Below are 21,543 nucleotides of genomic sequence, written 5' to 3' on the forward strand. Positions count from 1 at the left end.
CCGACCGCCTTGGAGCGGCCGGGGGCTTCCGCGTCTGTCAGACGCTGGCCGAGCGGTACTTGCGGACCGCGAGGGTACGGAAGACGGCAATGATCAGGACGGACCAGATGACCGAGGCCAGGACCGGGTGTTCCATCGGCCAAGCGCCTGTTATCGACTTCGGCACGTTCGGCATCGTGTTCCCGAACAGTTCACGGGCACCCGCCACTGTGGCGCTGAAGGGGTTCCACTCCGCGATGTGCTGAAGGAACGACGGCATGCCGGTGACCGGCACGAAGGCGTTCGAGATGAACGTCAGAGGGAACAGCCAGATCAGCCCGCCGGAGGTCGCTGCCTCCGGGGTCCGCACGGTCAGGCCAATGAGGGCGCCGATCCAGGAGAACGCGTACCCGAGCAGGAGTAGCAGCAGGAAGCCGCAGAGCACCTTGCCAATGTTCTCGTGTGTCCGCCAACCGACGAGCAGAGCGACGCCTGCAAGCACTACGAGGGTAAGTGCGGTCTGCACCAGGTCCGCGAGCGTGCGACCGGTCAGGACCGCACCGCGCGCCATGGGCAGCGAGCGGAAGCGGTCGATGAGGCCCTTGTGCATGTCGTCGGCGATGCCCGCGCCCGCTCCGGCGGTCGCGAAGGTGACGGTCTGCGCGAAGATGCCGGCCATCAGAAACTCTTTGTAGAGCTTCGGATCGGTGGAGCCGCCAACGCTGATGGACCCGCCGAAGACGTACGTGAAGAGCACCACGAACATGATTGGCTGGATCAGGCCAAAAAGGACAATCTCGGGAATCCGGGTCATGCGGATCAAGTTCCGCTTGGCAACGACCAGCGAGTCCCGTACGGACCCGCCGATGCCGCCCCGCGCCCGCGGTGCGGGCACGACGTCGGTGATGGCACTCACTTCGCGGCCTCCTTGTGGCCCTTGGACCTGCCGTGGGCGTCGGCGGGCTCTTCTTCCTCTTCCTTGGGGATCTCGGCCGCGTGGCCGGTCAGGGAGATGAAGACGTCGTCGAGGGTGGGGCGGCGCAGGCCGATGTCGTCGATCTCCACGCCCCTGGTGTCGAGTTCGCGGATGACCTCGGCGAGCAGCTTCGCGCCGCCGGCGACCGGGACGGTGAGCTGGCGGGTGTGTTCCTCGACCTTGACCTCGCCCTTGCCGAAGCCCGCCAGGACCTCGCGGGCCGGGGCTATCTGGTCGCTCTGGTGGACGACGACTTCGACGCGCTCGCCGCCGGTGCGGGCCTTCAGCTGGTCGGAGCTGCCGCGGGCGATGACCTTGCCGTGGTCGACGACGCAGATGTCGTGCGCGAGACGGTCGGCCTCTTCGAGGTACTGGGTGGTGAGCAGCAGGGTGGTGCCGCCGGCCACCAACTCCTGGATGACTTCCCACAGTTGCTGCCGGTTGCGCGGGTCGAGGCCGGTGGTCGGCTCGTCCATGAACATGACGGGCGGCGAGACGACGAGGGCGGCCGCGAGGTCGAGGCGGCGGCGCATGCCGCCGGAGTACGTCTTGGCGGGGCGGTCGGCGGCGTCGGCCAGGTTGAAGCGGTCGAGCAGTTCGCCCGCGCGCACCTTCGCGGCCTTGCCGTTCATCTGGTAGAGCTGGCCGACCATCTGGAGGTTCTCGCGGCCGGTGAGGTATTCGTCGACGGCCGCGAACTGGCCGGACAGGCCGATGGACCGGCGGACTTCGTTGGGATGCTTGAGGACGTCGATGCCCGCGACGACCGCCTTGCCGCGGTCGGGCTGGAGCAGGGTGGTCAGGACGCGCACGGTGGTGGTCTTGCCGGCGCCGTTGGGGCCGAGCAGGCCGAGGACCGTCCCTTCCGGGACATCGAGGTCCACGCCGTCCAGAGCCGTTACGTCGCCGAAAGTCTTCACCAGGCCTTCGGCATAGATGGCGCCTGGCATGTGGGTACCCCCAGTTTTGGGTGTGACTTCCCGGAATGTGCTGGACAAATCCTAGATTTTCCGGGCACGCATCGCCCGGTGGAGCCTTTGTCGAGCCACACCATAACGCGATACATCGCGTCCTGTCAGCGGTCCTGCGCGACCTTCCTCACCCCCTGGTCACGCGCAGGTCCCGGATCAGCCCATGACCGTGTAGCCCGCCTCCCGCAGCGCCGCCGACACCTCCGCGCAGTGCTCCGGGCCCTTCGTCTCCAGCTGCAACTCGACCTCCACCTCCGTGAGTCCGAGCCGAGGGTCGGTCCGTACGTGGCTCACGTCCAACACATTGGCATCCAGCACTGACAATTCCCCGAGAAGCGAGGCCAGCGCCCCGGGCCGGTCCGTCAGGCGAAGGCGCAGCGACAGGTAGCGGCCCGCCGCCGACATGCCGTGCCGCAGGATCCGCTGCATCAGGAGCGGGTCCACATTGCCGCCGGAGAGCACCGCGACGACCGGCCCGCGGAACGCCCCCGGATCGCTGAGCAGCGCGGCCACCGGGCTCGCCCCGGCCGGCTCCACGACCAGCTTCGCCCGCTCAAGGCAGAGCAGCAGCGCACTGGAGAGCTCGTCCTCGGAGACCGTACGCACCTCGTCCACCAACTCGCTGACCAGCGCGAACGGTATGTCCCCGGGCCGCCCCACCTTGATCCCGTCGGCCATCGTCGGCGCCGGGTCGATGGCGACGGGGTGCCCGGCGGCCAGCGAGGGCGGGTAGGCCGCGGCGGCCGCCGCCTGCACGCCGACGATCTTCACGTCGGGCCGCAGCGCCTTCACCGCGACCGCGATGCCCGCCGCGAGCCCGCCGCCACCGATGCCGACGACGATGGTGCGCACCTCGGGGCACTGCTCCAGGATCTCCAGGCCCACCGTGCCCTGCCCGGCGATGATGTCCTGGTGGTCGAAGGGGTGGATGAACACCGCGCCGGTCTCGGCCGCGTACGCCTCGGCGGCGGCCAGCGTCTCGTCCACGACCGTGCCGTGCAGGATCACCTCCGCGCCGTAGTGCCGGGTCGCCGCGACCTTCGGCAGCGGGGCGCCCATGGGCATGAACACCGTCGAGTGCACGCCGAGCAGCGAGGAGGCCAGGGCCACGCCCTGCGCGTGGTTGCCCGCGCTCGCGGCGACGACCCCGGCCGCCCGCTCCTCGGGACGCAGCCCCGCGATCCGTACGTACGCCCCGCGCAGCTTGAACGAACCGGTGCGCTGGAGGTTCTCGCACTTGAGGTGGACCGGGGCTCCCACCAGCGACGACAGGTGGCGCGACCCCTCCATCGCGGTGGTGCGGGCCACCCCCGACAGCATCTTCTGCGCGCCGCGGATGTCATCGAGGATGAGGTGGTGCAAGGGGCCAGACGTACTGAAGCTCATGACAGCAAGTCTTGCAGCTCACGCCCCTTTCCGGCCGCCCGGATTCTCATCCGCACGGGAGTTGTCCACAGGTTTGCGCACCGCCGGTACGTATGCCGGTCAGGCCGCGTACTCTGTCCCCCACCACACCGACACCCGCACGAGAGAGCCCCGGCCATGCCCCCAGTTCAGGACATGACTCCCCCGCTTGACCCCGGCCTCCTCGATGCCCTCCAGCACCAGGTGGCCGTGTTCGCCCGCCGCGCCGAGCAGACCAGGCTCGGTGGCGTCGGACAGGTCCGCAACTCGATGGACCGGGCCGCGTACCTGCTGCTCAACCGGCTTGACCTGGAAGGCCCGATGGGCGTCAAGGCACTCGCCGCGGGCATGGGGATCGACTCGTCGACCGTGACCCGCCAGGTCGCGCCGCTCGTCGACACCGGCCTGGTCAAGCGCACTTCGCACCCCGAGGACGGCCGGGCGGTCGTGCTCCAGCTGTCCCCGCGCGGCCAGTCCCGCCTCGAAGAGGTGCGCTCCTCACGGCGCGAGCTGATGGCCCAGGTCACCGACGGGTGGACGGAGCACGAGCGGGAGTCGTTCTGCACGCTGCTCACCCGCTTCAACTCCGCGCTCTCGGCCCGCCAGTCGGCCGCTCAGGAGCCGTCCGCGCCGACCTCTTGACCGGGGGCTCGCGCCTGCCCTCATATGAGGCTCATGCGCGAGCGGCACTCCAGCCAACACCGCCGCCGCACCCGGGAGTTCGAGGCATACGTGGCGGGCGCGGGCGGCCGGTTGCTGCATGCCGCCACCCTGCTCACCGCCGAGCTCCCGGACGACAACCCGCGCGCCCGGCGCCTGCTGACCGCCGCCCTGGCCGAAACGTACGCCCGCTGGCACCGGCTGCGCGGTGAGGACCCGTACGACCGCACCCGCCAGGAGCTCGCCGCCCGGTTCGCCCGCGCGGCCTGGCGCCACCACCGACCGGTCGTCCCCGGCCTGCCCCGGCCGCACGTCGACGAGGGGCTGCTCGCGCGGCTCACCCCGCAGGAGCGGCTCATCCTCGTCCTGCGGCTGTACGAAGGGGTCGCCGAGGAGCAGACGGCGGCGCTGGTCGGGCTGCCGGCCGACCGGGTCCGCGCCATCTGCACCCGGGCGATCGCCACCATGCGCAGCACCCCGCCGACGCCGCCCGCGCCCGCCGCCCCGGCCCCCGGGGTGGCCACATGAGCGGCCGCGTACACCTGTCCGGGGCCCCGGCACGGGAGGCCGTCCGATGAGTGCGCCCGATCGCAAGACCGCCGAGGTCCGCCGCCTCCTGGAGGGCGGCCCGCACCCGGCCGTACCGGTCGAACTGGCCGCCCAGGCAACCGAGTTGGGCCTGCGCATGCTGCACCGGCGGCGCCTGGTGCGCCGCACCCTGTGGCTGCTGCTCGCAGCGGCGGTGATCGTCTTCCTGGTGTGGGCCTCGATCGCCCAGCCCTGGGTGGCGCCGCCGTCCACGGTGACGCCACCCGTCGAAGGGCTCTAGGGGGTGTCCCCTAACCCAGCGCCTGCTGAAGGTCGGCGAGGAGATCGTCCGCGTTCTCGATGCCCACCGAAACCCGGACGAGGTCCGCCGGGACCTCAAGCGCGGAGCCCGCGACGCTGGCGTGCGTCATGCGGCCCGGGTGCTCGATCAGCGACTCGACCCCGCCGAGGGACTCGCCGAGGGTGAACAGCTTCGTGCGGTTGCAGACCTCGACCGCCGCCTCCTCGCCGCCCTCGACGCGGAACGAGACCATGCCGCCGAAGGCACGCATCTGCTTGGCCGCGACGTCGTGACCCGGGTGCTCGGGCAGCCCCGGGTACAGGACCTGGGTGACCTTGGCGTGCCGGGTCAGCATCTCGGCGACCTTGCCCGCGTTCTCGCTGTGCCGGTCCATGCGCACCGGCAGGGTCTTGATGCCGCGCAGCACCAGCCACGAGTCGAAGGGCCCGGCGACCGCGCCCATCGCATTCTGGTGGTACGCCAACTCCTCGCCGATCTCCGCCGAGTTGGCGATCAGCGCGCCGCCCACGACGTCGGAGTGGCCGCCCATGTACTTGGTCAGCGAGTGCACGACGATGTCCGCGCCCAGCGACAGCGGCTGCTGGAGGTAGGGGCTCGCGAAGGTGTTGTCGACGACGAGCTTGGCGCCCGCGTCCGCCGCCACCTGCGCCACGGCCGCGATGTCCGTGATCCCGAGCAGCGGGTTGGAGGGCGTCTCCACCCAGATGACCTTCGTACGGTCGGTGACGGCGGCCCGCACCGACGCCGGGTCCGAGGTGTCGGCGACCGACCACTCGACGCCCCAGCGCGAGACGACCTTCGCGAACAGGCGGAACGTGCCGCCGTAGGCGTCGTTCGGGATCACGACGTGGTCGCCGGGGGCGAGCAGCGTGCGCAGCAGGCAGTCCTCGGCGGCGAGACCGGACGCGAAGGCGAGACCGCGGCGGCCGCCTTCGAGGGCCGCCAGGTTCTCTTCGAGGGCGGTCCGCGTCGGGTTCGCGCTGCGGCTGTACTCGTAGCCGCCGCGCAGGCCGCCCACGCCGTCCTGCTTGTAGGTGGAGACCTGGTAGATCGGGGGTACGACCGCACCGGTCAGCGGATCCGCGGTGTTCCCGGCATGGATCGCGATGGTCTCGAAGCTCTTGTCGAGGTGCTCGTGGCTCATGGTCCAGAGCCTAGTTCGTCGGCCCGCCGGGTTCGTCATATCCGGCCGCGGTCTGGTTCGCTGGAGGGCATGGAGATTCTGTGGACCCTGCTCGCGCTGTGCATGCTCGTCGCGATCATCGGCCGGTTCGTGTTCCGCCGCGGCGGGGGCGGCATCCAGCTGTCCCGGCCCGGTGCGCCCGATGCCGCCGACCCGGCGGCGTACGGCTTCGCGCTCCAGGAGGAGCTCGACGTGCGCATGCCCGGGCCCGACCAGGATCTCCTCGACGTGCTCGCCGTGGTGCAGCAGACCCAGGACTGGAAGCCGGCCGCCCGCCTCCTCGCCGAGACTCCGAAGGAGGGCGAGCGGCGCTGGCAGCGCGTCCAGGCCTTCGCGGGCGCGGCCTCCCTGGAGCTCGCCCAGCGCCCGGGCGTCGGCGGGGCCTGGCTGCGCAAGTGGCGCTCCGAGGCGCCGAAGGACGCGGGGGCCGCGCAGGTGCACGCGGAGTTCCTGGTCCAGCAGGCCTGGCGGTCCTCGTCCGTCGGCCAGGACGACTTCCGCATCATCCTGGAGGAGGCCCGCACGGTGTGCGGCGAGGCCGCGCTGCTCGCGCCGGGCGACCCCGTCCCGTACATCACCGAACTCGCGGTGGCCCGCGGACTCGCCTACCCCCGCCCGGAGTTCGACCAGCTGTGGGCCAAGGTCATGGACCGCTCCCCGCATCACATGGGCGCGCACCTCGCGGCGCTGCACTACCACTGCGAGAAGTGGCACGGCTCGCGCGCGCAGGCCGACGAGTTCGCGACGTCGGCGGCGGCCCGCGCCCCGCGCGGCTCCCTCCTCTCCGCGCTCCCCCTCTTCGCGGTGTACGAGCACGTCCCCGAGGTCGTCATGGTGAGCGACTTCTACCGCACGGCGGTGGTGAGCCGCGCCATGGAGGGCGCCCTGCACGCCGTCCACCAGGCCCGCCCCGACGACCCGGTCCTGCCCCAGGTCCGCCACCTCCTGGTCTTCTTCCTGGTGCGCGCCGAACGCTGGGCGGAGTCGATGGACCAGTTCGTCGCCCTGGACGGTTATGTGGGCGCCCTCCCCTGGACGGTCTCCGAGGACCCGGCGGCGGACTACACCCTGTGCCGGGCCCTGGCGGTGGCGGGCTACGAGGCGAACGGGGGCAGCCCGGCGACGCTGCGGCGGCCGTAGCGCGAGGCCGATTCGGGTGGCCGACTGGGGTGACCGACTGGGGTGGCCGGAATCTCTCGGCCCGGCCGTACGTTCCGTATAGGCACCCACAGAGGGACCCACACCTTTCCGAGGAGCCCCCCGATGATCTTCGGCCGCCGCACGCCCGAGCTGCCCACCCCCGAGCAGGCCCTCAAGGGACGCCCGGAGCCCGAATTCACCCTGCCGTCCCGGCACACGGTCCTGGGCAACCCGCTGGCGGGCCCGTACCCCGAGGGGCTTGAGGTCGCGGACTTCGGGATGGGCTGTTTCTGGGGCGCCGAGCGCAAGTTCTGGCAGACCCCGGGCGTCTGGACGACGCTGGCCGGCTACCAGGGCGGGAGCACGGTGAACCCGGCGTACGAGGAGGTCTGCTCGGGCCTGACGGGCCACACGGAGGCGGTCCGGGTGGTGTACGACCCCGCCCTCGTCTCCTACGAGCAGCTCCTGAAGGTGTTCTGGGAGAACCACGACCCGACGCAGGGCTTCCGCCAGGGCAACGACGTGGGCACCCAGTACCGCTCGGCGATCTACACCCACACCCCCGCCCAGGAGTCCATCGCCAAGTCCTCCCGCGAGGCCTACCAGCGGGTCCTGACGGCCTCGGGCCACGGCACGATCACGACAGAGCTGCTGCCGACGGAGGGGCGCCCGTTTTACGCTGCGGAGCCTTATCACCAGCAGTACCTGGACAAGAACCCGGCGGGGTACTGCGGGATCGGGGGGACGGGGGTGTCCTGCCCGATCGGGGTGGCGAAGGCGGAGGGCTGACCCGGTAAGCAGCGTCTCCCCCCTCTTCGGCAGAGCACAAGGCGGCGGACGGGGAGAGCCGCGCAGTGATCGTCTACCCGACAACACGAATATTGGCGTTCCGCCGTGGACGTGCTCGGACGGCCGCCCTAGCGTCCTCTTTGATGACAGGGATCAACTCTGCGCAGACGAAGGGGGCACGATGGCGCGCGACGAACTGACCCGCCTCACCGGCAGCGCTGGTGGACCCAACTGCGATGACGACGATTGCCCCAACACCTACCGGACGAAGGGCGGGGCATTCGTCGTCCGGGGAGACGTGTCCCACGCCTTCGCGCCTCCCGTCGGCGAGGGACTTGTAGAGATCCCCGAGGCCGTTCTCAGGGAGGCTGTCCGTGCTCTTGGATGGTGAGGACTGGCGCCGCTTCTTCGACGCCTTCGAGCGGGAAGCATGGCGCTTCGAGGCTCAGCCCACGTACACCATGCCGAAGGAACAAGAGAACGTCGCCCGCTTCCTGCGAGGCGAGGCCAAACCTCCGGACCACAATGTCCGATGGCACAGCCGAGTACGGACATACGTCGGTTCAGGCCGCCGTATCGGCAGGGTCCGCGTCGTACGCCAACCGCTGACCGACTATCAGCGGTACCAATTCGCTTGGGGAATTCCGGGCAACATTCGGGCGGGCGAAGACATCCGGGTATTGGACGTGACCCGGGCCGACTACGGCTTGCCCCTCAGCGGCCAAGACTGGTGGATGTTCGATGAGGCCGACGTCGTGCACCTGAACTTCCGACCGGACGGCACTCAGATCAATCGTGAGGTATTCGAGGGAGACCCCACCCCTTACCGGGAATGGAAGGGGATTGCCCTGGAGCACGCCGTGCCCTTCGAGGAGTACGTGAAGGGCCTTGACGTTTGACCCCGGACAGCTGGGTCAGTCGAAGGTCGACCTGGCAGAAGCACTCCGCGCGCTGCGCAAGCGAGCCAACCGTACTCAGGTCTGGCTCGCTCGGCGTTGCAATATGTCTCAGACGAAGCTCAGCAATATGGAGACCGGCCGGGCAACTCCGACCCTCGTCGACACCGAGCTGATCCTCAGAGCCCTTGACGCTCCGCCGGAACTCGTAGCAGAGATAGCGGCCCTCGCGCGGTTGGCCAATACGGAATGGCAGGGAAAGCGGGCGTCGTGGCGCAGGGGCCTGGAGAAGCGCCAGGCAGAGCTGGCAGGACTGGAAGCCGAAGCGACGACCCTGCGGTACTTCTTGCCTGCGATGGTGACCGGCTTGCTGGCCACCCCGGAGTACGTTCGGGCCAGCCTCAGCCACTCGCCTGGCGATGTCTCCAGGACGGTGGCCAAGAAGCTGGAGCGCCAAGCGGTTCTGTACGACATCACCAAGCGCTTCACCTTCCTCCTGACTGAGCAAGCCGTGAGGTGGCCCGTCGTCCCTAAGCCCGCTCTGGCGGTGCAGATGGACCGTCTTGCGTCACTCACCCATCTTCCCAACGTCCGTATTGGCGTACTGCCCTTCGACGTGTCGGTAACCCGGGGCCCCTTGAACACCTTCACCGTCTACGACCAGCGCTTGGCCACTGTCGAGACCTTCACCGGACGGATCGTGTTCCAAGACGCCCGGGACATTGCTGAGCATCTCGAAGTGTTCAGCCTCTATGAGAGGCACGCCCTCTTTGGTGAAGAGGCCAGGACGAGGCTTGGAGAGTGGGCGGATTCCTGTCGTTCGTGATCGTCTACCCCGCAACGCGAATAGCCGTTGGACGGTGTCACCGACAGGACCAGACTTGAGCACGCATCGAGAGCGGACGAGAGCGAGGGGCACTCATGACGGAGCCAGTCAGGTACTCGGAGAATCCGGTGGAACTACCCATCGACAGTTGGCTGTACGTGACTGATGAAGTCGCCGGATGCGGTGTCTGTACCGCGTTGGCACGCGAGGTGAACGGGGCTCTGAAGGAGGGCCGGCATCGCTCTGCGTTCGATGCCAGTCAGGAGATCAGAAATCATCCGGCACACGGCAATCCATTGGCATCGACAGCGCACATGAAGGCGGCGACCTGATGGAAATGCAGGCGTGGCGTGATGCGTGGACCCGGGCCGAGGCCGCCTGTAACGCACTCAGGGAGGCGCTGGAATTCCTCGGATTCCCTGAGCCCGTGCGGGCTGCGATCCGCCCCCAGGTGCACTACCGGGGCACCGCTCAGGTGCACGTCGGCGTGATCGACGCCGGTCGTGTCGAAGAGTTGGCCGCGGCGCTGCGCAGGTCGGTCGAACTGCGACCTCCGGCAAGGTGACGGCTCGCTCTCCTCTCACGGTCGGGCACCGCCCGGCCCGCTTCGTAAGGCGACCGGCTGTCGGCCAGGGGCCGTTCGGGGGAGTCCGAGCGGATCCTGGAGTACGGGGGTGCGGGTTCGGGTGAATTGCTGGGGACATCAGCAATCGGCCGGACAGGCGGTAGGCGTGAGCAATCCGAGGACGACCATGGGGGACCCCGTACATCTGGCGCTGCCGCATGCTCCGCCCCAGCCCGCTCGGGGCTGTGCGGTGTGCGCGGAGTTGGTCGGGCTGCGGCGGGCGGCTCGGGCGCGAGGGGATCTTTCGGCGGTTACCGATGCCGATGTGGAGATCCGCCATCACCCTCATCAGGCCCGGGGGCGGCGGCGCTGACCCCGTCGACGAACCCGGTCGGCCCGGCCCCCGGACCAGCATCGGGTCCGCCGGCCGGCGGGTAGAGCAGCGTCCGAGTACGTCGAGCGCCGGCTCACCCCCGCCGGCCGGTAGCCCGATATTCGCTGGTCACACCCCGCCCCGCCGGGCCACGCTTCCCCCATGGAAGCCAGGGAAGCCACAGAAGGCGCGCGCGACCGCACCCCCACCCCGCCCCGCCCCGCCCCGCCAGCAGATCCGCGCGCTGCACACCGAGTCGACGGTCACCGTCTATCAGGCGTACGACCCGGCGCTCGGGCTGCCCGCCGCGCGCGAGGGGCGGTTTCCGGCGGCCTGGAAGCGGGAGCGGATGACCTGGGTCAAGCCGTCGTTCCTGTGGATGATGTACCGCTCGGGGTGGGGCACGAGGGACGGGCAGCGCACCGTGCTCGCCGTCGAGATCCGGCGGGACGGGTTCGACTGGGCGCTCGATCACGCCTGCCTTTCGCATTACGTACGCGAGCTGCACGGAGAACCGGCCGACTGGAAGCGGGAGTTGAGGCAGGCTCCCGCCCGGGTGCAGTGGGACCCCGAGCGGGATCTGCGGCTTCAGCCGCTGCCGTACCGCTCGCTGCAACTCGGTCTCACCGGGGAGGCCGTGCGGCGGTACGCGGACGAGTGGATCGTCGGCATCCGCGATGTGACCCCGCTCGCGCACCGCGTCCACGCGCTCGTGCGGGACGGTCAACTCGACGCCGCCCAGGCCCTGTTGCCCGACGAGCGGGTCTGTCCACGGGCCGGGTAGCTCATTCCAGTTCCGCCCAGATCTCGTACGAGATCTGGGCCGCCCGGTCCGCGTCCCGCGCCTCGCACGCCGCGATCAGTTCCTCGTGGCGGGCGGCCGAGGCGCGGGCCGCCGTGCTGGAGAAGCGCTGGTGTTCCAGGCGGCGCAGCAGCGGGGTGTAGCGGGCCACCGTGTCGGCAAGGGGCTGGTTGCCGCTCGCCGCGACCGGGACGGCGTGGAAGGCGTCGTCCGCGCTGATCGCCGCCGCGATGTCGCCCGCGCCCACCGCTCGTACGAACTCCGCGTTCGCCGTGCGCATGCGGGCCAGGTGGTCCCGATCCAGGCGCGGCAGGGCTTCGCGCACCGCGAGGGTGTGCATCGCGCCGACCACGGCGAGCGCGCCCCGGATCTCCTCGGCGACCAGCGGGGCGACCCGCGTGTAGCTCTGCGGTTTCGACACGACGAGGCGTTCCGTGGCGAGCCGGGCAAGGGCGTCGCGGACCGGGGCGCGGGTGAGGCCGAGGCGGGCGGCGAGCTCGACGTCGCCGAGTTTCGCGCCGGGGGCGAGCTCGCCCGACACGATCGCCGCGAGCAGCGCCTCGTACGCGACATCGCGCAGCAGACGGCGGGACGGCTCGGAGGCAGGGGAGCCGGGGGTGGCGGGGGTGGCGGGGGTGGCAGCGGGGGCGAGTGCTGGCTGGTCTGCGGTCACAACTAACATTTTAGTTTGTGACCGAGTGCGGGAAGCCGCGAGGCGTACGAGGAGTGGTACGGGCGTGAACCGGAACCGGGGGGCCGCCGTGCCCATGGCGCTCGGCGTGGTCGCCGCCGCCTGTTTCGCGACCAGCTTCGTGCTCAACCGCGAGATGAGCGTGGCGGGCGGCTCCTGGCTGTGGAGCGCGAGCCTGCGCTATCTGTTCATGCTGCCGCCGCTCGTGCTCCTCGTGTGGGTACGGGGCGGGCTGCCCGGGGTCGTACGGAGTCTGCGCGCCCGGCCGGGGCCGTGGCTGGGCTGGTCGACCGTCGGGTTCGGGCTGTTCTACGCGCCGCTGACCTGGGCGAGCCAGGAGGGCGCGGGCTGGCTGCTCGCGGCGACCTGGCAGCTCGTGATCGTCGCCGGGATCGTGATCGGCGGGCGGGTGCCGCGCCGCACCCTCGCGGTGTCGCTGCTCATCGTCGCCGGGGTCGTGCTCGCGCAGACCCAGAACGCGCACGGGATGGGCGCGGGCACGACCGCCCGGGTCGTCGTCCCGGTCCTGGTCGCGGCCGTCGCCTACCCGCTCGGCAACCGGAAGCTGCTCGGCCGCGACGGTCTCGACGGGGTGCAGCGCACCCTCGCCATGACGCTGGGCTCGCTGCCGCTGTGGGTGGTCCTCGCCGGCACGGCGGGCCTGCGCGTCGGTGGGCCGGGGCGGGGCCAGGTCGTCCAGTGCCTGATCGTGGCGCTGGCGTCGGGCGTGGTGGCGACCACCCTGTTCTTCCGCGCCACCGATCTCGTACGGGACCGGCCGGCCGCGCTGGGTGCGGTGGAGGCGACCCAGGCCACCGAGGTGCCCTTCACTCTGGCGGGCGAGGCCCTGCTGACCGGCGTCGCGACCCCGTCCCCGACCGCCTGGACGGGCCTCGCGCTCATCGTCGGCGGGCTCTGCCTGCACGCCCTGCACCGACCGCCACCGGAACCCCCGGCCACCGCTTGGGCCAGCGCCACGCCGGCCCGTCCGGAAGTCCCTGCCCCTCGACCACCGTTCGCCCGAACTCCCTGACCAGCTCGACGACTTCGGCCCCACGCGAGAGCTCGGCCGCCGGCGGGCGGGCGTGGGTGACGACCACGATCTGGGAGTGCTTTGGCCGCCGTAGGGATCAGACAGCGTGGAGGGCAGCCCGCCCTCGCCGGCCGGCGCCCGGACCCCGCCTCATAGGGTGACCGGATGGGCATCGGGGAGCGCGTACGCACCGGCATCCGCGACGCGGAGGGGGCTGCGGAGGGCGGGCCGGAGACGGCGGGCCGGTCGCGGGGATGGGGCACGCGGGTGACCGCCCTCACCCGGAAGGGGTCGTGGCGGGCCCGCGCTGCCGTCCCCGCGCTCGTCACGGCTCTCACGATCCCGGCGTACGTCTGGTGGGCCACCGCCCTCGCGACCGGCGGGGGCGACCTGGCGGCGCAGCTCGCCTGGTCCGGCTTCGCCGCGCGGCACCCGGGATCGGCGTACAACCTGTCCTGGTACGGCGGTGCCCACACGGCGAACTACAGCCTCCTCACGCCGTGGCTGATGTCCTGGTTCGGGGTGCGCGCGGTGACGGTGGCGGCGGGCACCGCCTCGACCTGGCTGTTTGCCCGCCTGTTCGTGCGTGCGGAGTCGGTGCGCAACCCGTGGTGGCCCGCACTGCTCGGGGCTCTCACGCTGTGGTGCGACGTGGCGTCCGGCCGGACGACCTTCGCGGTGGGGGTGGCGTTCGGGCTCGGGGCCTGCTTGTGGGTGCGGGAGAGCGGTGCTCTTGTTGTGGAGCGGGGAGCGCGGCGCGGCTGGGGGCGAGCGGCGCTCCGGGGTGAGAGCGCCGCTCTCTATCCAGAGCGCGGCTCTCTGCGCAGCACCCTCGGGGCGGGGCAGCGCCCACAGCCGGACCGGCGCCCGCACCCCGGCACCCCCGCCGAGAGCACCGCTCTCGCACCAGAGCGCCGCCCTCTCCTCAGAGCCCTGCTCGCAGCCGCGGCCGCCGCTCTCGCCACCGCCGCCAGCCCCGTCGCCGGTCTGTTCCTCGTCGTCGGCGGCGTCGCGTACGCGCTCGACCGGCGGTGGCTCAAGGCGGCGGCGCTGCTGCTCCCACCGGTCGTCATCGTCGGGGCGACCACCCTGCTCTTCCCCTTCGAGGGTGAACAGCCCATGTGGCTCGGCAAGGTGTGGATGCCGCTGGCCGTCTCCGCCGTCCTGGTATGCGCGGCGCCGCGCGGCCGGGGCTGGCGAGTCGTGCGGTTCGGCGCCGCCGTCTACGGGCTCGGCGTCGTGCTCACCGACCTCGTCGCCTCCCCCGTCGGCACCAACGTGGAGCGCCTCTTCGGCCTCGCGGGCCCGCCGGTCCTGCTGGCCGCCGCCCTGGCGCGGCCCGCCGAGCGCACCCTGAAGACGGACGCCGCCCCGGGCACCCCGGACGCCCGCCCGGCCCCGGGCGCCCACTCCGACAAGGCCCGCCGAGCGCACCGGCTCCGCCGTACCGCCCTCGTCCTCGCCTGCCTCGTCTCCTTCCTCTGGCTGGGCGACAAGACGATCGCCGATCTCCGGGTGTCGACCGCCGTGCCCGCCTGGGCCGCGAGCACCGGCGGGGTCGTCGCCGAGCTGAGCCGCCTCGGCGCGGACCGCACCCGCGTCGAGGTGGTCCCGGCCCGCAACCACCGCGAGGCGGCCGTGCTCGCCGCGCACGTCAACACCGCCCGGGGCTGGAACCGGCAGCTCGATGTCGAGCGCGGCCGGCTCTTCTACGACGGTTCGCTGAACCAGGACACCTACCGTGCCTGGCTGGACCACTGGGCCGTCGGCTTCGTCGTGCTGCACGACGGCCTCCCCGACGGCCCCGCCGAGGCCGAGGCCGCCCTCGTGCGCGCCGGGCCGAGCCGGCTGGAGCCGGTCTGGCACGACGCGCACTGGACGGTCTACCGCGTCCGCGACGCCACCCCGCTCGTCTCGCCACCCGGCACCGCGCTCTCGGGCGACGACGCCGAGCTGGTCGTACGGATGGACCGGCCGGGTTCGGCGACCGTGCGGATCGTGTACTCGCCCTGGCTGCGGGCGAAGGGCGCCCGCGTCGAGCGAGCCCCGGACGGCTGGACCCGCCTCACGGCCACAGCACCGGGCACCTACCGGCTCGGCTCCAACTACCTTTCCTGACAAGGGAGTTAGAGCCCGATCCGCCGGGCGCCCGCCGGGCGACCCTAAGCCGGAACGACGGAAGCACCCGCCTGCAACGCCCGGAACGCCGCCGCCGTACGCCCCGCGTCGTACCCGGCCGCGACCCCGTCGACCAGGACCACGAGCGGGGGCACGCGAACGGCCCCGGAGGCGGGAAGCCTCCGGGGCCGCAGCACCGCGACCGGCGAGGATCAGATCGTCGCGGTGTCGATCACGAAGCGGTAGCGCACGTCGCTGGCCAGCACACGCTCGTACGCCTCGTTGATCTGGTCGGCGCGGATCAGCTCGATCTCGGCGCCCAGGCCGTGCTCGGCGCAGAAGTCGAGCATCTCCTGGGTCTCGGCGATGGAGCCGATCATCGAACCGGCGAGGATCTTGTTGCCGCCGATGAGGCCGAACATGTTGAGCGCGTTCGGCTCCTCGGGGGCGCCCACGTTGACGAACGCGCCGCCCGTCTTCAGGAGCGAGAGGTACGCGCCCAGGTCCAGCGGCGCGGACACGGTGGAGACGATCAGGTCGAGGGAGCCGGCGAGCTGCTTGAAGGTGTCCTCGTCGCTGGTCGCGTAGTAGTGGTCGGCGCCCAGCTTGAGGCCGTCCTCCTGCTTGCGCAGCGACTGGCTGAGCACGGTCACCTCGGCGCCGAGCGCGTGCGCGATCTTCACGCCCATGTGGCCGAGGCCGCCGAGCCCGAGGATGGCGACCTTCTTGCCGGGGCCGGCCTGCCAGCGCTTGAGCGGCGAGTACAGGGTGATGCCGGCGCAGAGCAGCGGGGCCGCGACGTCCAGCGGGATGCTGTCGGGGATGCGCAGCGTGTGGTCGGCGTCCACGACGATGTGGGTGGAGTAGCCGCCGTAGGCGGGCTTGCCGTCCCGGCCGATCGCGTTGTACGTCGAGACGCCGTCCTGGCAGAACTGGTTCTGCCCCGACAGACAGGCCTCGCACTTCCCGCAGGAGTCGACGAAGCAGCCGATGCCCGCACGGTCGCCGACCTGGAACTTGGTGACGGCGGAGCCGACCTCGGTGATCACGCCGGCGATCTCGTGGCCCGGCACCATCGGGAAGATGGCCTGGCCCCAGCCCTCGCGGGCCTGGTGGATGTCGGAGTGGCAGATGCCGGCGTACTTGATCTCGATGAGTACGTCGTTCGGGCCCACCGGACGGCGCTCGATGGTGGTGCGCTCCAGGGGAGCCTTGGCGGCGGGGGCGGCGTAGGCGGCGACGGTGGTCATGCCGTTCTCCTCAGATCTTTGGGGTACGAGATCAAGCCTGCATCACTTCCAGCCAGTCACCCAGGCCCCTGTTCTGCCTACGTCCAGCGTGCGTACCACTGACAGGGTCAGGCTCCCGGTCGTACGACCAGGCCGGTGACCCCGGATACTGGGGTGTCATGGACCAGCGCGCCGAACTCAGCGAATTCCTCCGCTCCCGCCGGGCCCGGCTGAAGCCCGAGGACGTGGGGATGCCGGACCACGGGCGGCACCGCAGGGTGCCCGGCCTGCGGCGGGAGGAGCTGGCGCAGCTGGCCGGGGTGTCGGTGGCGTACTACACGCGTCTGGAGCAGGGCAACGCGCAGAACGTGTCGGTGGAGGTCCTGGAGGCGATCGGGCGGGCGCTGCGCCTGAACGACACCGAGCAGAACCACCTGACCCACCTCGCCAAGGGCAAGGCGAAGAAGAAGCGCGCCTCGGCCTGCCGGCCCCACCAGGTGCGTCCGGCGCTCCAGGAGCTGATCGACGCGATGGAGGGGGTGCCCGCGTACCTCGTCGGGCCGCGTCTGGACATCCTCGGCTGGAACCGGATGGCGGCGGCCCTGCTCGGCGACCTGTCCCAACTGCCGCCGCAGGAACGGAACTTGGCGCGCCACGTGTTCCTCGACCCGGCGTCGCGTTCGCTGTACGTCGACTGGCACGCCAAGGCCGTCGACGTGGTGAGCGTGCTGCGGCTGTGCGCGGGCTGCTATCCCGACGATCCTCAACTGACCGCGCTGATCGGCGAGTTGTCGGTCAAGAGCGAGGAGTTCCGCTCGATGTGGGCGGCACACACCGTCGCCGAGAAGGGGCACGGCGTGAAGCGGCTGCGCCACCCGGTGGTGGGTGAGCTGACGCTGGCGTACGAGACGCTGAAGCTGCCGGACGCGCACGACCTGTCGCTGGTCACCTATCACGCGGAGCCGGGCTCGAAGTCGGCGGAGTCGCTGCGGCTGCTCGGCAGTTGGAGCGCCGAGCAGCCGGTACGTACGTAAGGCCCGGTGCGTACGTAAGGCGAGGATCAGCCGGCGGAGCCGGCCTTCCACTGGTCCCAGCTCATGTTCCAGCCGTTGAGGCCGTTGTCGGGCTGGACCGTCTTGTCGTGGGAGTTCTTCATGACGACGACGTCGCCGGTGATCGAGTGGTCGTAGAACCAGGCGGCCATGGTGCTGTCGTCGCCGGCGCCCTTGGTGTCGGACAGGCCGACGCAGCCGTGGCTGGTGTTGGCGCTGCCGAAGATGGACTTGGCGCCCCAGTAGTTGCCGTGGATGAAGGTGCCGGATGCGGACAGGCGCATGGCGTGCGGCACGTCCTTGATGTCGTACTCGCCCTTGCCGTCGTCGTCCGTGAAGCCGACGGTCGCACCGTTCATGCGGGTCTCCTTGTACTTCTCGGAGATCACCATCTGGCCGTTGTACGTCGGGTGCTCGGGCGAGCCCGCGGAGATCGGGATGGTCTTCACGACCTTGCCGTCCTGGGTGACGGTCATGGTGTGGGTGTTCGCGTCGACGGTGGAGACCTGGTTGCGGCCGATCTTGAAGGTGACCGTCTTCTCCTGGACGCCGGTGATGCCGTTGGAGCCCTCGACGCCGTCCAGGTCCATCTTCATGGTGACGGTCGAGTTCTCCTTCCAGTACTCCTGCGGCCGGAAGTCGAGGCGCTGCGAGCCGAACCAGTGCCCGACGACCTCCTGGCCGCTGCTGGACGAGACCGTGATCTTGGCCTGGACGTCCTTCTTGTTGGTGATCGCCTTGTCGAAGTTGATCGACACGGGCATGCCGACGCCGACGGTGGAGCCGTCCTCGGGCGTGAAGTTGGCTATGAAGCTGTTCTTCGGGGAGACGGTGGTGAAGGAGGCGTTCTCGTGCGCCTGGCGCCCCTTGGCGTCCGCCGCGGTCGCCGTGATCTTGTACGTCGCCGAACGCTTCAGGGCCTTCTCGGGCGCCCAGCTCAGGCCGTCGGCGGATATCTTCCCGTCGACCTTGGCGCCGTCGGCGGAGGTCAGCGTCACGTCGGTCAGCTTGCCGTCGGCGACGGTGACCTTGGTGTCGCTGTTGATGCCGACGTTGCCGGCACCGTTCTTGGGCGCGATGGTGATCTTGGCGTCCGAGGTGTCCTTCGCGGCCGCCTTGTCGGCCGCCGCCTGCGCCGAGGACGAGCTGTCGGCCTTGGCGCCCGAGTCGCCGCCGCCGTTGCAGGCAGAAAGGACCAGTACGCCGCCGAGCACCGCGCACGCCGCCGCGAGACCCTGCTTGCGGCGCTTACTCTCCGTCTTCACACGCTTCTCCATCGTCGCCTCGTCCCCCCAAGTCATCTCGACTAGGACATCAGACTGCCTGTCGCAGTTGTGCAGCGGGGGTGAATGTGGGGCACACCACGCACCGGCGGACGGGTCGGGGCGGGACGGTACAAGATCACCAAAAGGCCGTCCCGGCTTCCCCCGCACCCGCCCGCCCGCCTCTCAGCGGCCGTCAGTCCTCGTCATTGCTGTCCTCCTCGTCCAGGTCCCATTCCTCGTCGTCGGGGTCGTAGCCGACCCGCTCGCTGCTCCACGATGCCTGGACCAGTTCCGCGCCCGGCAGCGCCTCCACGAGGTCCACGGGGTCCACGAGGTAGGCGAGGGCCTCCGCTGCGTCTTCCCGCACGGCCGCCTCGGCATGCGCGCGTTCCTCGGCCCGCATCGCCGGGTCCTCGGCGATGCGGACCAGGGCGGCCGCCGCCAGCTGCTCGGCGTCCTCGATCTCCAGGACCAAATCGACGCGGAGCCGAACAAACCGTGATGTCTCTTCTTCGCTCATGCGAGGGAGCGTAGGGCTCAAGCCATCCTCGACTTTCCCGCGACCCGCTGCTTTCACTAGCATCAGCGCATCCCGCCAATTCGAGGTACTCGCAAGGGGATCGCTCACTTGTCCGTCGCTCGCCGCCCCCTGCTCACCGCCACCGCGGCGGGCACCCTGCTCTGCGCCCTCTGGTTCGTCCCGTCCGCCAACGCGACGGACGAGCAGCACCCTTCGACGCCCCCCGCGCACTCCGCGTACCGGGCCGCCCCCGCCCCGGCCGAAGGCCCCCTCGCCCTCGCCGACACCGGTGGCGCGAACACCTCCCCCTACCTGGTCGGCGGCACGCTGTTCCTGGGCCTCGGGGCCGGGTTCGTGACGTACTCGGTCCGCAGATCACGGGCCTGCTGACCACTCCGTACGCACCTCAACTGCCGCCGTACGTACGGGAATTGGGCATACGAAAGGGCCGCCCTGGATGTGACATCCCGGGCGGCCCTTTCCGTACGGGCGGGTCAGGCCAGCGGGCCCGTCACCGGCTCCACGGCGGCGACCAGCCTGCCTTCGCGCACGAAGGCGTCCGCGGCGGCCAGGTCGGGGGCGAGGAAGCGGTCCGGGCCGGGGCCCTGGACGCCGGCCGCGCGGGCCGCGGCGATGGCGGCCTGCGAGGCGGGCGCCGGGGTGAGGCCCTTGCGCAGCTCGATGCCGCGGGTCGCCGCGTACATCTCGACGGCGATGATGCGGGTCAGGTTGTCGACGGAGGTGCGCAGCTTGCGCGCGGCCGACCAGCCCATGGAGACGTGGTCCTCCTGCATGGCGGAGGACGGGATGGAGTCGGCGGAGGCGGGCACCGCGAGCCGCTTCATCTCGCTGACCAGGGCGGCCTGCGTGTACTGGGCGATCATGAGGCCCGAGTCGACACCGGCGTCGTCCGCGAGGAACGGCGGAAGGCCGTGGCTGCGGTTCTTGTCGAGGAGCCGGTCGGTGCGGCGCTCGGCGATGGAGCCGAGGTCGGCGGCGGCGATGGCGAGGAAGTCCAGGACGTAGGCGACCGGGGCGCCGTGGAAGTTGCCGTTGGACTCGACGCGGCCGTCGGGCAGCACCACCGGGTTGTCGACGGCGGAGGCCAGCTCGCGCTCGGCGACGGTCAGGGCGTACGCGATGGTGTCGCGGCCGGCGCCGTTGACCTGCGGGGCGCAGCGCACGGAGTACGCGTCCTGGACGCGGGGCGCCTCTTCCTCCTGGAAGTGGCCGGTCAGGCCCGAACCCTTCAGCACGGCCAGCATGTTGGCGGCCGACGCGCCCTGACCCGGGTGCGGGCGGATGGCGTGCAGTTCGGGGGCGAGCACCTTGTCGGTGCCGAGCAGCGCTTCGAGGGAGAGGGCCGCGGTGATGTCGGCGGAGGTGTAGAGCTTCTTCAGGTCGGCGATGGCCATGCACAGCATGCCGAGCATGCCGTCGGTGCCGTTGAGGAGGGCGAGGCCCTCCTTCTCGCGCAGCTCGACGGGTGTGATGCCGGCCGCGGCGAGCAGCTCACCGGCGGGCTTCACGACGCCGTCGGGGCCCTCGGCGTCGCCCTCGCCCATCAGCGTCAGGGCGCAGTGCGAGAGCGGCGCGAGGTCGCCGGAGCAGCCGAGCGAGCCGTACTCGTGGACGACCGGGGTGATGCCCGCGTTGAGCACGTCGGCCATGGTCTGGGCGACGGAGGGGCGCACGCCGGTGTGCCCGGAGGCGACGGTCTTCAGGCGCAGGAACATGAGCGCACGGACGACCTCGCGCTCCACCCGCGGGCCCATGCCGGCGGCGTGCGAGCGCACGATGTTGCGCTGCAGCTGGGCGCGGAGCTCGGAGCTGATGTGCCGGGAGGCGAGGGCACCGAAGCCGGTGGAGACGCCGTACACGGGCTCCGGCTTGGCGGCCAGCGCGTCGACGATCTCGCGCGCCTTGGCCAGCGCGTCGAGCGCCCCGGCGGAGAGCTCGACCTTCGCGTTGCCGCGGGCCACGGCGATGACGTCCTCGGGGGTGGTCCCGGAGGTCCCCACCACGACAGTGTGCATATCCATATTCAGCACCCTACGGATTGAATCCTGTCATGTCACTAGCAGAGGAGGGGGTGGGTCCTTACTGGATCGGACGGTTCCGGGCGCCCGCGCGGCGCCGGGTGCGAACAGTCCCCTTTCAGGGGCGCGGGGAACTGCGCGACCAGCCGCGCACGGCCCGCACCCGACCACCCACACGCGGA

At 71.0% G+C, this 21,543-nt stretch carries 24 protein-coding genes; 15 read left to right on the forward strand and 9 right to left on the reverse strand.

Annotated features, from left to right (window positions below):
• Nucleotides 1-37: 37 nt before the first annotated feature.
• From OHA17_RS14920 to ilvA, 3 genes are all read right to left on the reverse strand, one after another.
• Nucleotides 38-895 (reverse strand): ABC transporter permease, encoded by an 858-nt coding sequence (locus OHA17_RS14920; RefSeq protein ID WP_406507070.1) that lies wholly within the window; start codon nucleotides 893-895, stop codon nucleotides 38-40.
• On the reverse strand, nucleotides 892-1,905 hold the full coding sequence (locus OHA17_RS14925; protein WP_406507071.1) for an ATP-binding cassette domain-containing protein: 1,014 nt from the start codon (nucleotides 1,903-1,905) through the stop codon (nucleotides 892-894). Before OHA17_RS14925 ends, OHA17_RS14920 begins: the two co-directional genes overlap by 4 nt.
• A 177-nt stretch (nucleotides 1,906-2,082) precedes the next feature.
• Complete coding sequence (gene ilvA, locus OHA17_RS14930) at nucleotides 2,083-3,312, reverse strand: threonine ammonia-lyase (RefSeq protein WP_398876527.1); 1,230 nt, start codon at nucleotides 3,310-3,312, stop codon at nucleotides 2,083-2,085.
• Nucleotides 3,313-3,468: 156 nt separating this feature from the next.
• On the opposite strand from ilvA, the gene OHA17_RS14935 reads away from it, so the two are divergent.
• From OHA17_RS14935 to OHA17_RS14945, 3 genes are read left to right on the forward strand one after another with little or no spacing between them, the layout of a single operon-like run.
• Complete coding sequence (locus tag OHA17_RS14935) at nucleotides 3,469-3,972, forward strand: MarR family winged helix-turn-helix transcriptional regulator (RefSeq protein WP_189968650.1); 504 nt, start codon at nucleotides 3,469-3,471, stop codon at nucleotides 3,970-3,972.
• 33 nt (nucleotides 3,973-4,005) lie between these two features.
• Complete coding sequence (locus OHA17_RS14940) at nucleotides 4,006-4,518, forward strand: sigma factor-like helix-turn-helix DNA-binding protein (RefSeq protein WP_406507072.1); 513 nt, start codon at nucleotides 4,006-4,008, stop codon at nucleotides 4,516-4,518.
• A gap of 46 nt (nucleotides 4,519-4,564) precedes the next feature.
• Nucleotides 4,565-4,819: a hypothetical protein gene (locus OHA17_RS14945; protein WP_406507073.1), complete on the forward strand. Its 255-nt coding sequence runs from the start codon at nucleotides 4,565-4,567 to the stop codon at nucleotides 4,817-4,819.
• 10 nt (nucleotides 4,820-4,829) lie between these two features.
• On the opposite strand, the gene OHA17_RS14950 is transcribed toward OHA17_RS14945, so the two are convergent.
• Complete coding sequence (locus tag OHA17_RS14950; protein ID WP_398876530.1) at nucleotides 4,830-5,984, reverse strand: cystathionine gamma-synthase; 1,155 nt, start codon at nucleotides 5,982-5,984, stop codon at nucleotides 4,830-4,832.
• A gap of 69 nt (nucleotides 5,985-6,053) precedes the next feature.
• Here OHA17_RS14950 and OHA17_RS14955 point away from each other — a divergent pair, with 69 nt between their 5' ends.
• The 8 genes from OHA17_RS14955 to OHA17_RS14990 all read left to right on the forward strand — a co-directional run bounded on the left by OHA17_RS14955 (nucleotide 6,054) and on the right by OHA17_RS14990 (nucleotide 11,396).
• A complete protein-coding gene (locus OHA17_RS14955; protein WP_406507074.1) occupies nucleotides 6,054-7,163 on the forward strand; it encodes a hypothetical protein in 1,110 nt (369 codons plus the stop codon).
• A 123-nt stretch (nucleotides 7,164-7,286) separates the two neighbouring features.
• Nucleotides 7,287-7,952: a peptide-methionine (S)-S-oxide reductase MsrA gene (msrA, locus tag OHA17_RS14960; RefSeq protein WP_406507075.1), complete on the forward strand. Its 666-nt coding sequence runs from the start codon at nucleotides 7,287-7,289 to the stop codon at nucleotides 7,950-7,952.
• 181 nt (nucleotides 7,953-8,133) lie between these two features.
• The gene (locus OHA17_RS14965) at nucleotides 8,134-8,343 is read left to right on the forward strand and encodes a hypothetical protein (RefSeq protein WP_406507076.1); all 210 of its coding nucleotides are present in this window, start codon (nucleotides 8,134-8,136) and stop codon (nucleotides 8,341-8,343) included.
• Nucleotides 8,327-8,851, forward strand: a complete 525-nt coding sequence (locus OHA17_RS14970) for a DUF6879 family protein (RefSeq protein WP_406507077.1) — start codon at nucleotides 8,327-8,329, stop codon at nucleotides 8,849-8,851. Before OHA17_RS14965 ends, OHA17_RS14970 begins: the two co-directional genes overlap by 17 nt.
• A complete protein-coding gene (locus OHA17_RS14975) occupies nucleotides 8,841-9,674 on the forward strand; it encodes a helix-turn-helix domain-containing protein (RefSeq protein ID WP_406507078.1) in 834 nt (277 codons plus the stop codon). The genes OHA17_RS14970 and OHA17_RS14975 overlap by 11 nt, the downstream gene beginning before the upstream one ends.
• A gap of 128 nt (nucleotides 9,675-9,802) precedes the next feature.
• Nucleotides 9,803-10,006: a hypothetical protein gene (locus OHA17_RS14980; RefSeq protein ID WP_406507079.1), complete on the forward strand. Its 204-nt coding sequence runs from the start codon at nucleotides 9,803-9,805 to the stop codon at nucleotides 10,004-10,006.
• Entirely contained in the window at nucleotides 10,006-10,239 is a 234-nt protein-coding gene (locus OHA17_RS14985; RefSeq protein ID WP_406507080.1) for a hypothetical protein, read from the forward strand. Before OHA17_RS14980 ends, OHA17_RS14985 begins: the two co-directional genes overlap by 1 nt.
• Nucleotides 10,240-10,847: 608 nt before the next feature.
• A complete protein-coding gene (locus OHA17_RS14990; RefSeq protein WP_406510717.1) occupies nucleotides 10,848-11,396 on the forward strand; it encodes a DUF4291 domain-containing protein in 549 nt (182 codons plus the stop codon).
• Nucleotide 11,397: 1 nt separating this feature from the next.
• On the opposite strand, the gene OHA17_RS14995 is transcribed toward OHA17_RS14990, so the two are convergent.
• The gene (locus tag OHA17_RS14995) at nucleotides 11,398-12,087 is read right to left on the reverse strand and encodes a GntR family transcriptional regulator (RefSeq protein WP_406507081.1); all 690 of its coding nucleotides are present in this window, start codon (nucleotides 12,085-12,087) and stop codon (nucleotides 11,398-11,400) included.
• Nucleotides 12,088-12,151: 64 nt separating this feature from the next.
• Between OHA17_RS14995 and OHA17_RS15000 the strand changes: the two genes are divergently transcribed.
• Both OHA17_RS15000 and OHA17_RS15005 read left to right on the forward strand, forming a co-directional pair.
• Entirely contained in the window at nucleotides 12,152-13,138 is a 987-nt protein-coding gene (locus tag OHA17_RS15000) for a multidrug resistance efflux transporter family protein (protein ID WP_406507082.1), read from the forward strand.
• 165 nt (nucleotides 13,139-13,303) lie between these two features.
• Entirely contained in the window at nucleotides 13,304-15,256 is a 1,953-nt protein-coding gene (locus OHA17_RS15005) for a hypothetical protein (RefSeq protein ID WP_406507083.1), read from the forward strand.
• Nucleotides 15,257-15,468: 212 nt separating this feature from the next.
• Here OHA17_RS15005 and OHA17_RS15010 read toward each other — a convergent pair whose 3' ends face one another.
• Complete coding sequence (locus OHA17_RS15010) at nucleotides 15,469-16,506, reverse strand: NAD(P)-dependent alcohol dehydrogenase (protein WP_406507084.1); 1,038 nt, start codon at nucleotides 16,504-16,506, stop codon at nucleotides 15,469-15,471.
• 158 nt (nucleotides 16,507-16,664) lie between these two features.
• On the opposite strand from OHA17_RS15010, the gene OHA17_RS15015 reads away from it, so the two are divergent.
• Nucleotides 16,665-17,519, forward strand: coding sequence for a helix-turn-helix domain-containing protein (locus OHA17_RS15015; RefSeq protein WP_406507085.1), 855 nt, complete (start codon nucleotides 16,665-16,667; stop codon nucleotides 17,517-17,519).
• 26 nt (nucleotides 17,520-17,545) lie between these two features.
• Here OHA17_RS15015 and OHA17_RS15020 read toward each other — a convergent pair whose 3' ends face one another.
• Together OHA17_RS15020 and OHA17_RS15025 are read right to left on the reverse strand one after the other, a co-directional pair.
• Nucleotides 17,546-18,814, reverse strand: a complete 1,269-nt coding sequence (locus OHA17_RS15020; RefSeq protein WP_406510718.1) for an Ig-like domain-containing protein — start codon at nucleotides 18,812-18,814, stop codon at nucleotides 17,546-17,548.
• A gap of 181 nt (nucleotides 18,815-18,995) precedes the next feature.
• Entirely contained in the window at nucleotides 18,996-19,322 is a 327-nt protein-coding gene (locus OHA17_RS15025; RefSeq protein ID WP_053728268.1) for a hypothetical protein, read from the reverse strand.
• Nucleotides 19,323-19,430: 108 nt separating this feature from the next.
• Between OHA17_RS15025 and OHA17_RS15030 the strand changes: the two genes are divergently transcribed.
• The gene (locus OHA17_RS15030) at nucleotides 19,431-19,712 is read left to right on the forward strand and encodes an LPXTG cell wall anchor domain-containing protein (protein WP_053728269.1); all 282 of its coding nucleotides are present in this window, start codon (nucleotides 19,431-19,433) and stop codon (nucleotides 19,710-19,712) included.
• Between the two features lie 104 nt (nucleotides 19,713-19,816).
• On the opposite strand, the gene hutH is transcribed toward OHA17_RS15030, so the two are convergent.
• Nucleotides 19,817-21,358, reverse strand: coding sequence for a histidine ammonia-lyase (hutH, locus tag OHA17_RS15035; RefSeq protein WP_406510719.1), 1,542 nt, complete (start codon nucleotides 21,356-21,358; stop codon nucleotides 19,817-19,819).
• Nucleotides 21,359-21,543: the final 185 nt, after the last annotated feature.

Source organism: Streptomyces sp. NBC_00212, assembly GCF_045206365.1.
Lineage (GTDB): Bacteria > Actinomycetota > Actinomycetes > Streptomycetales > Streptomycetaceae > Streptomyces.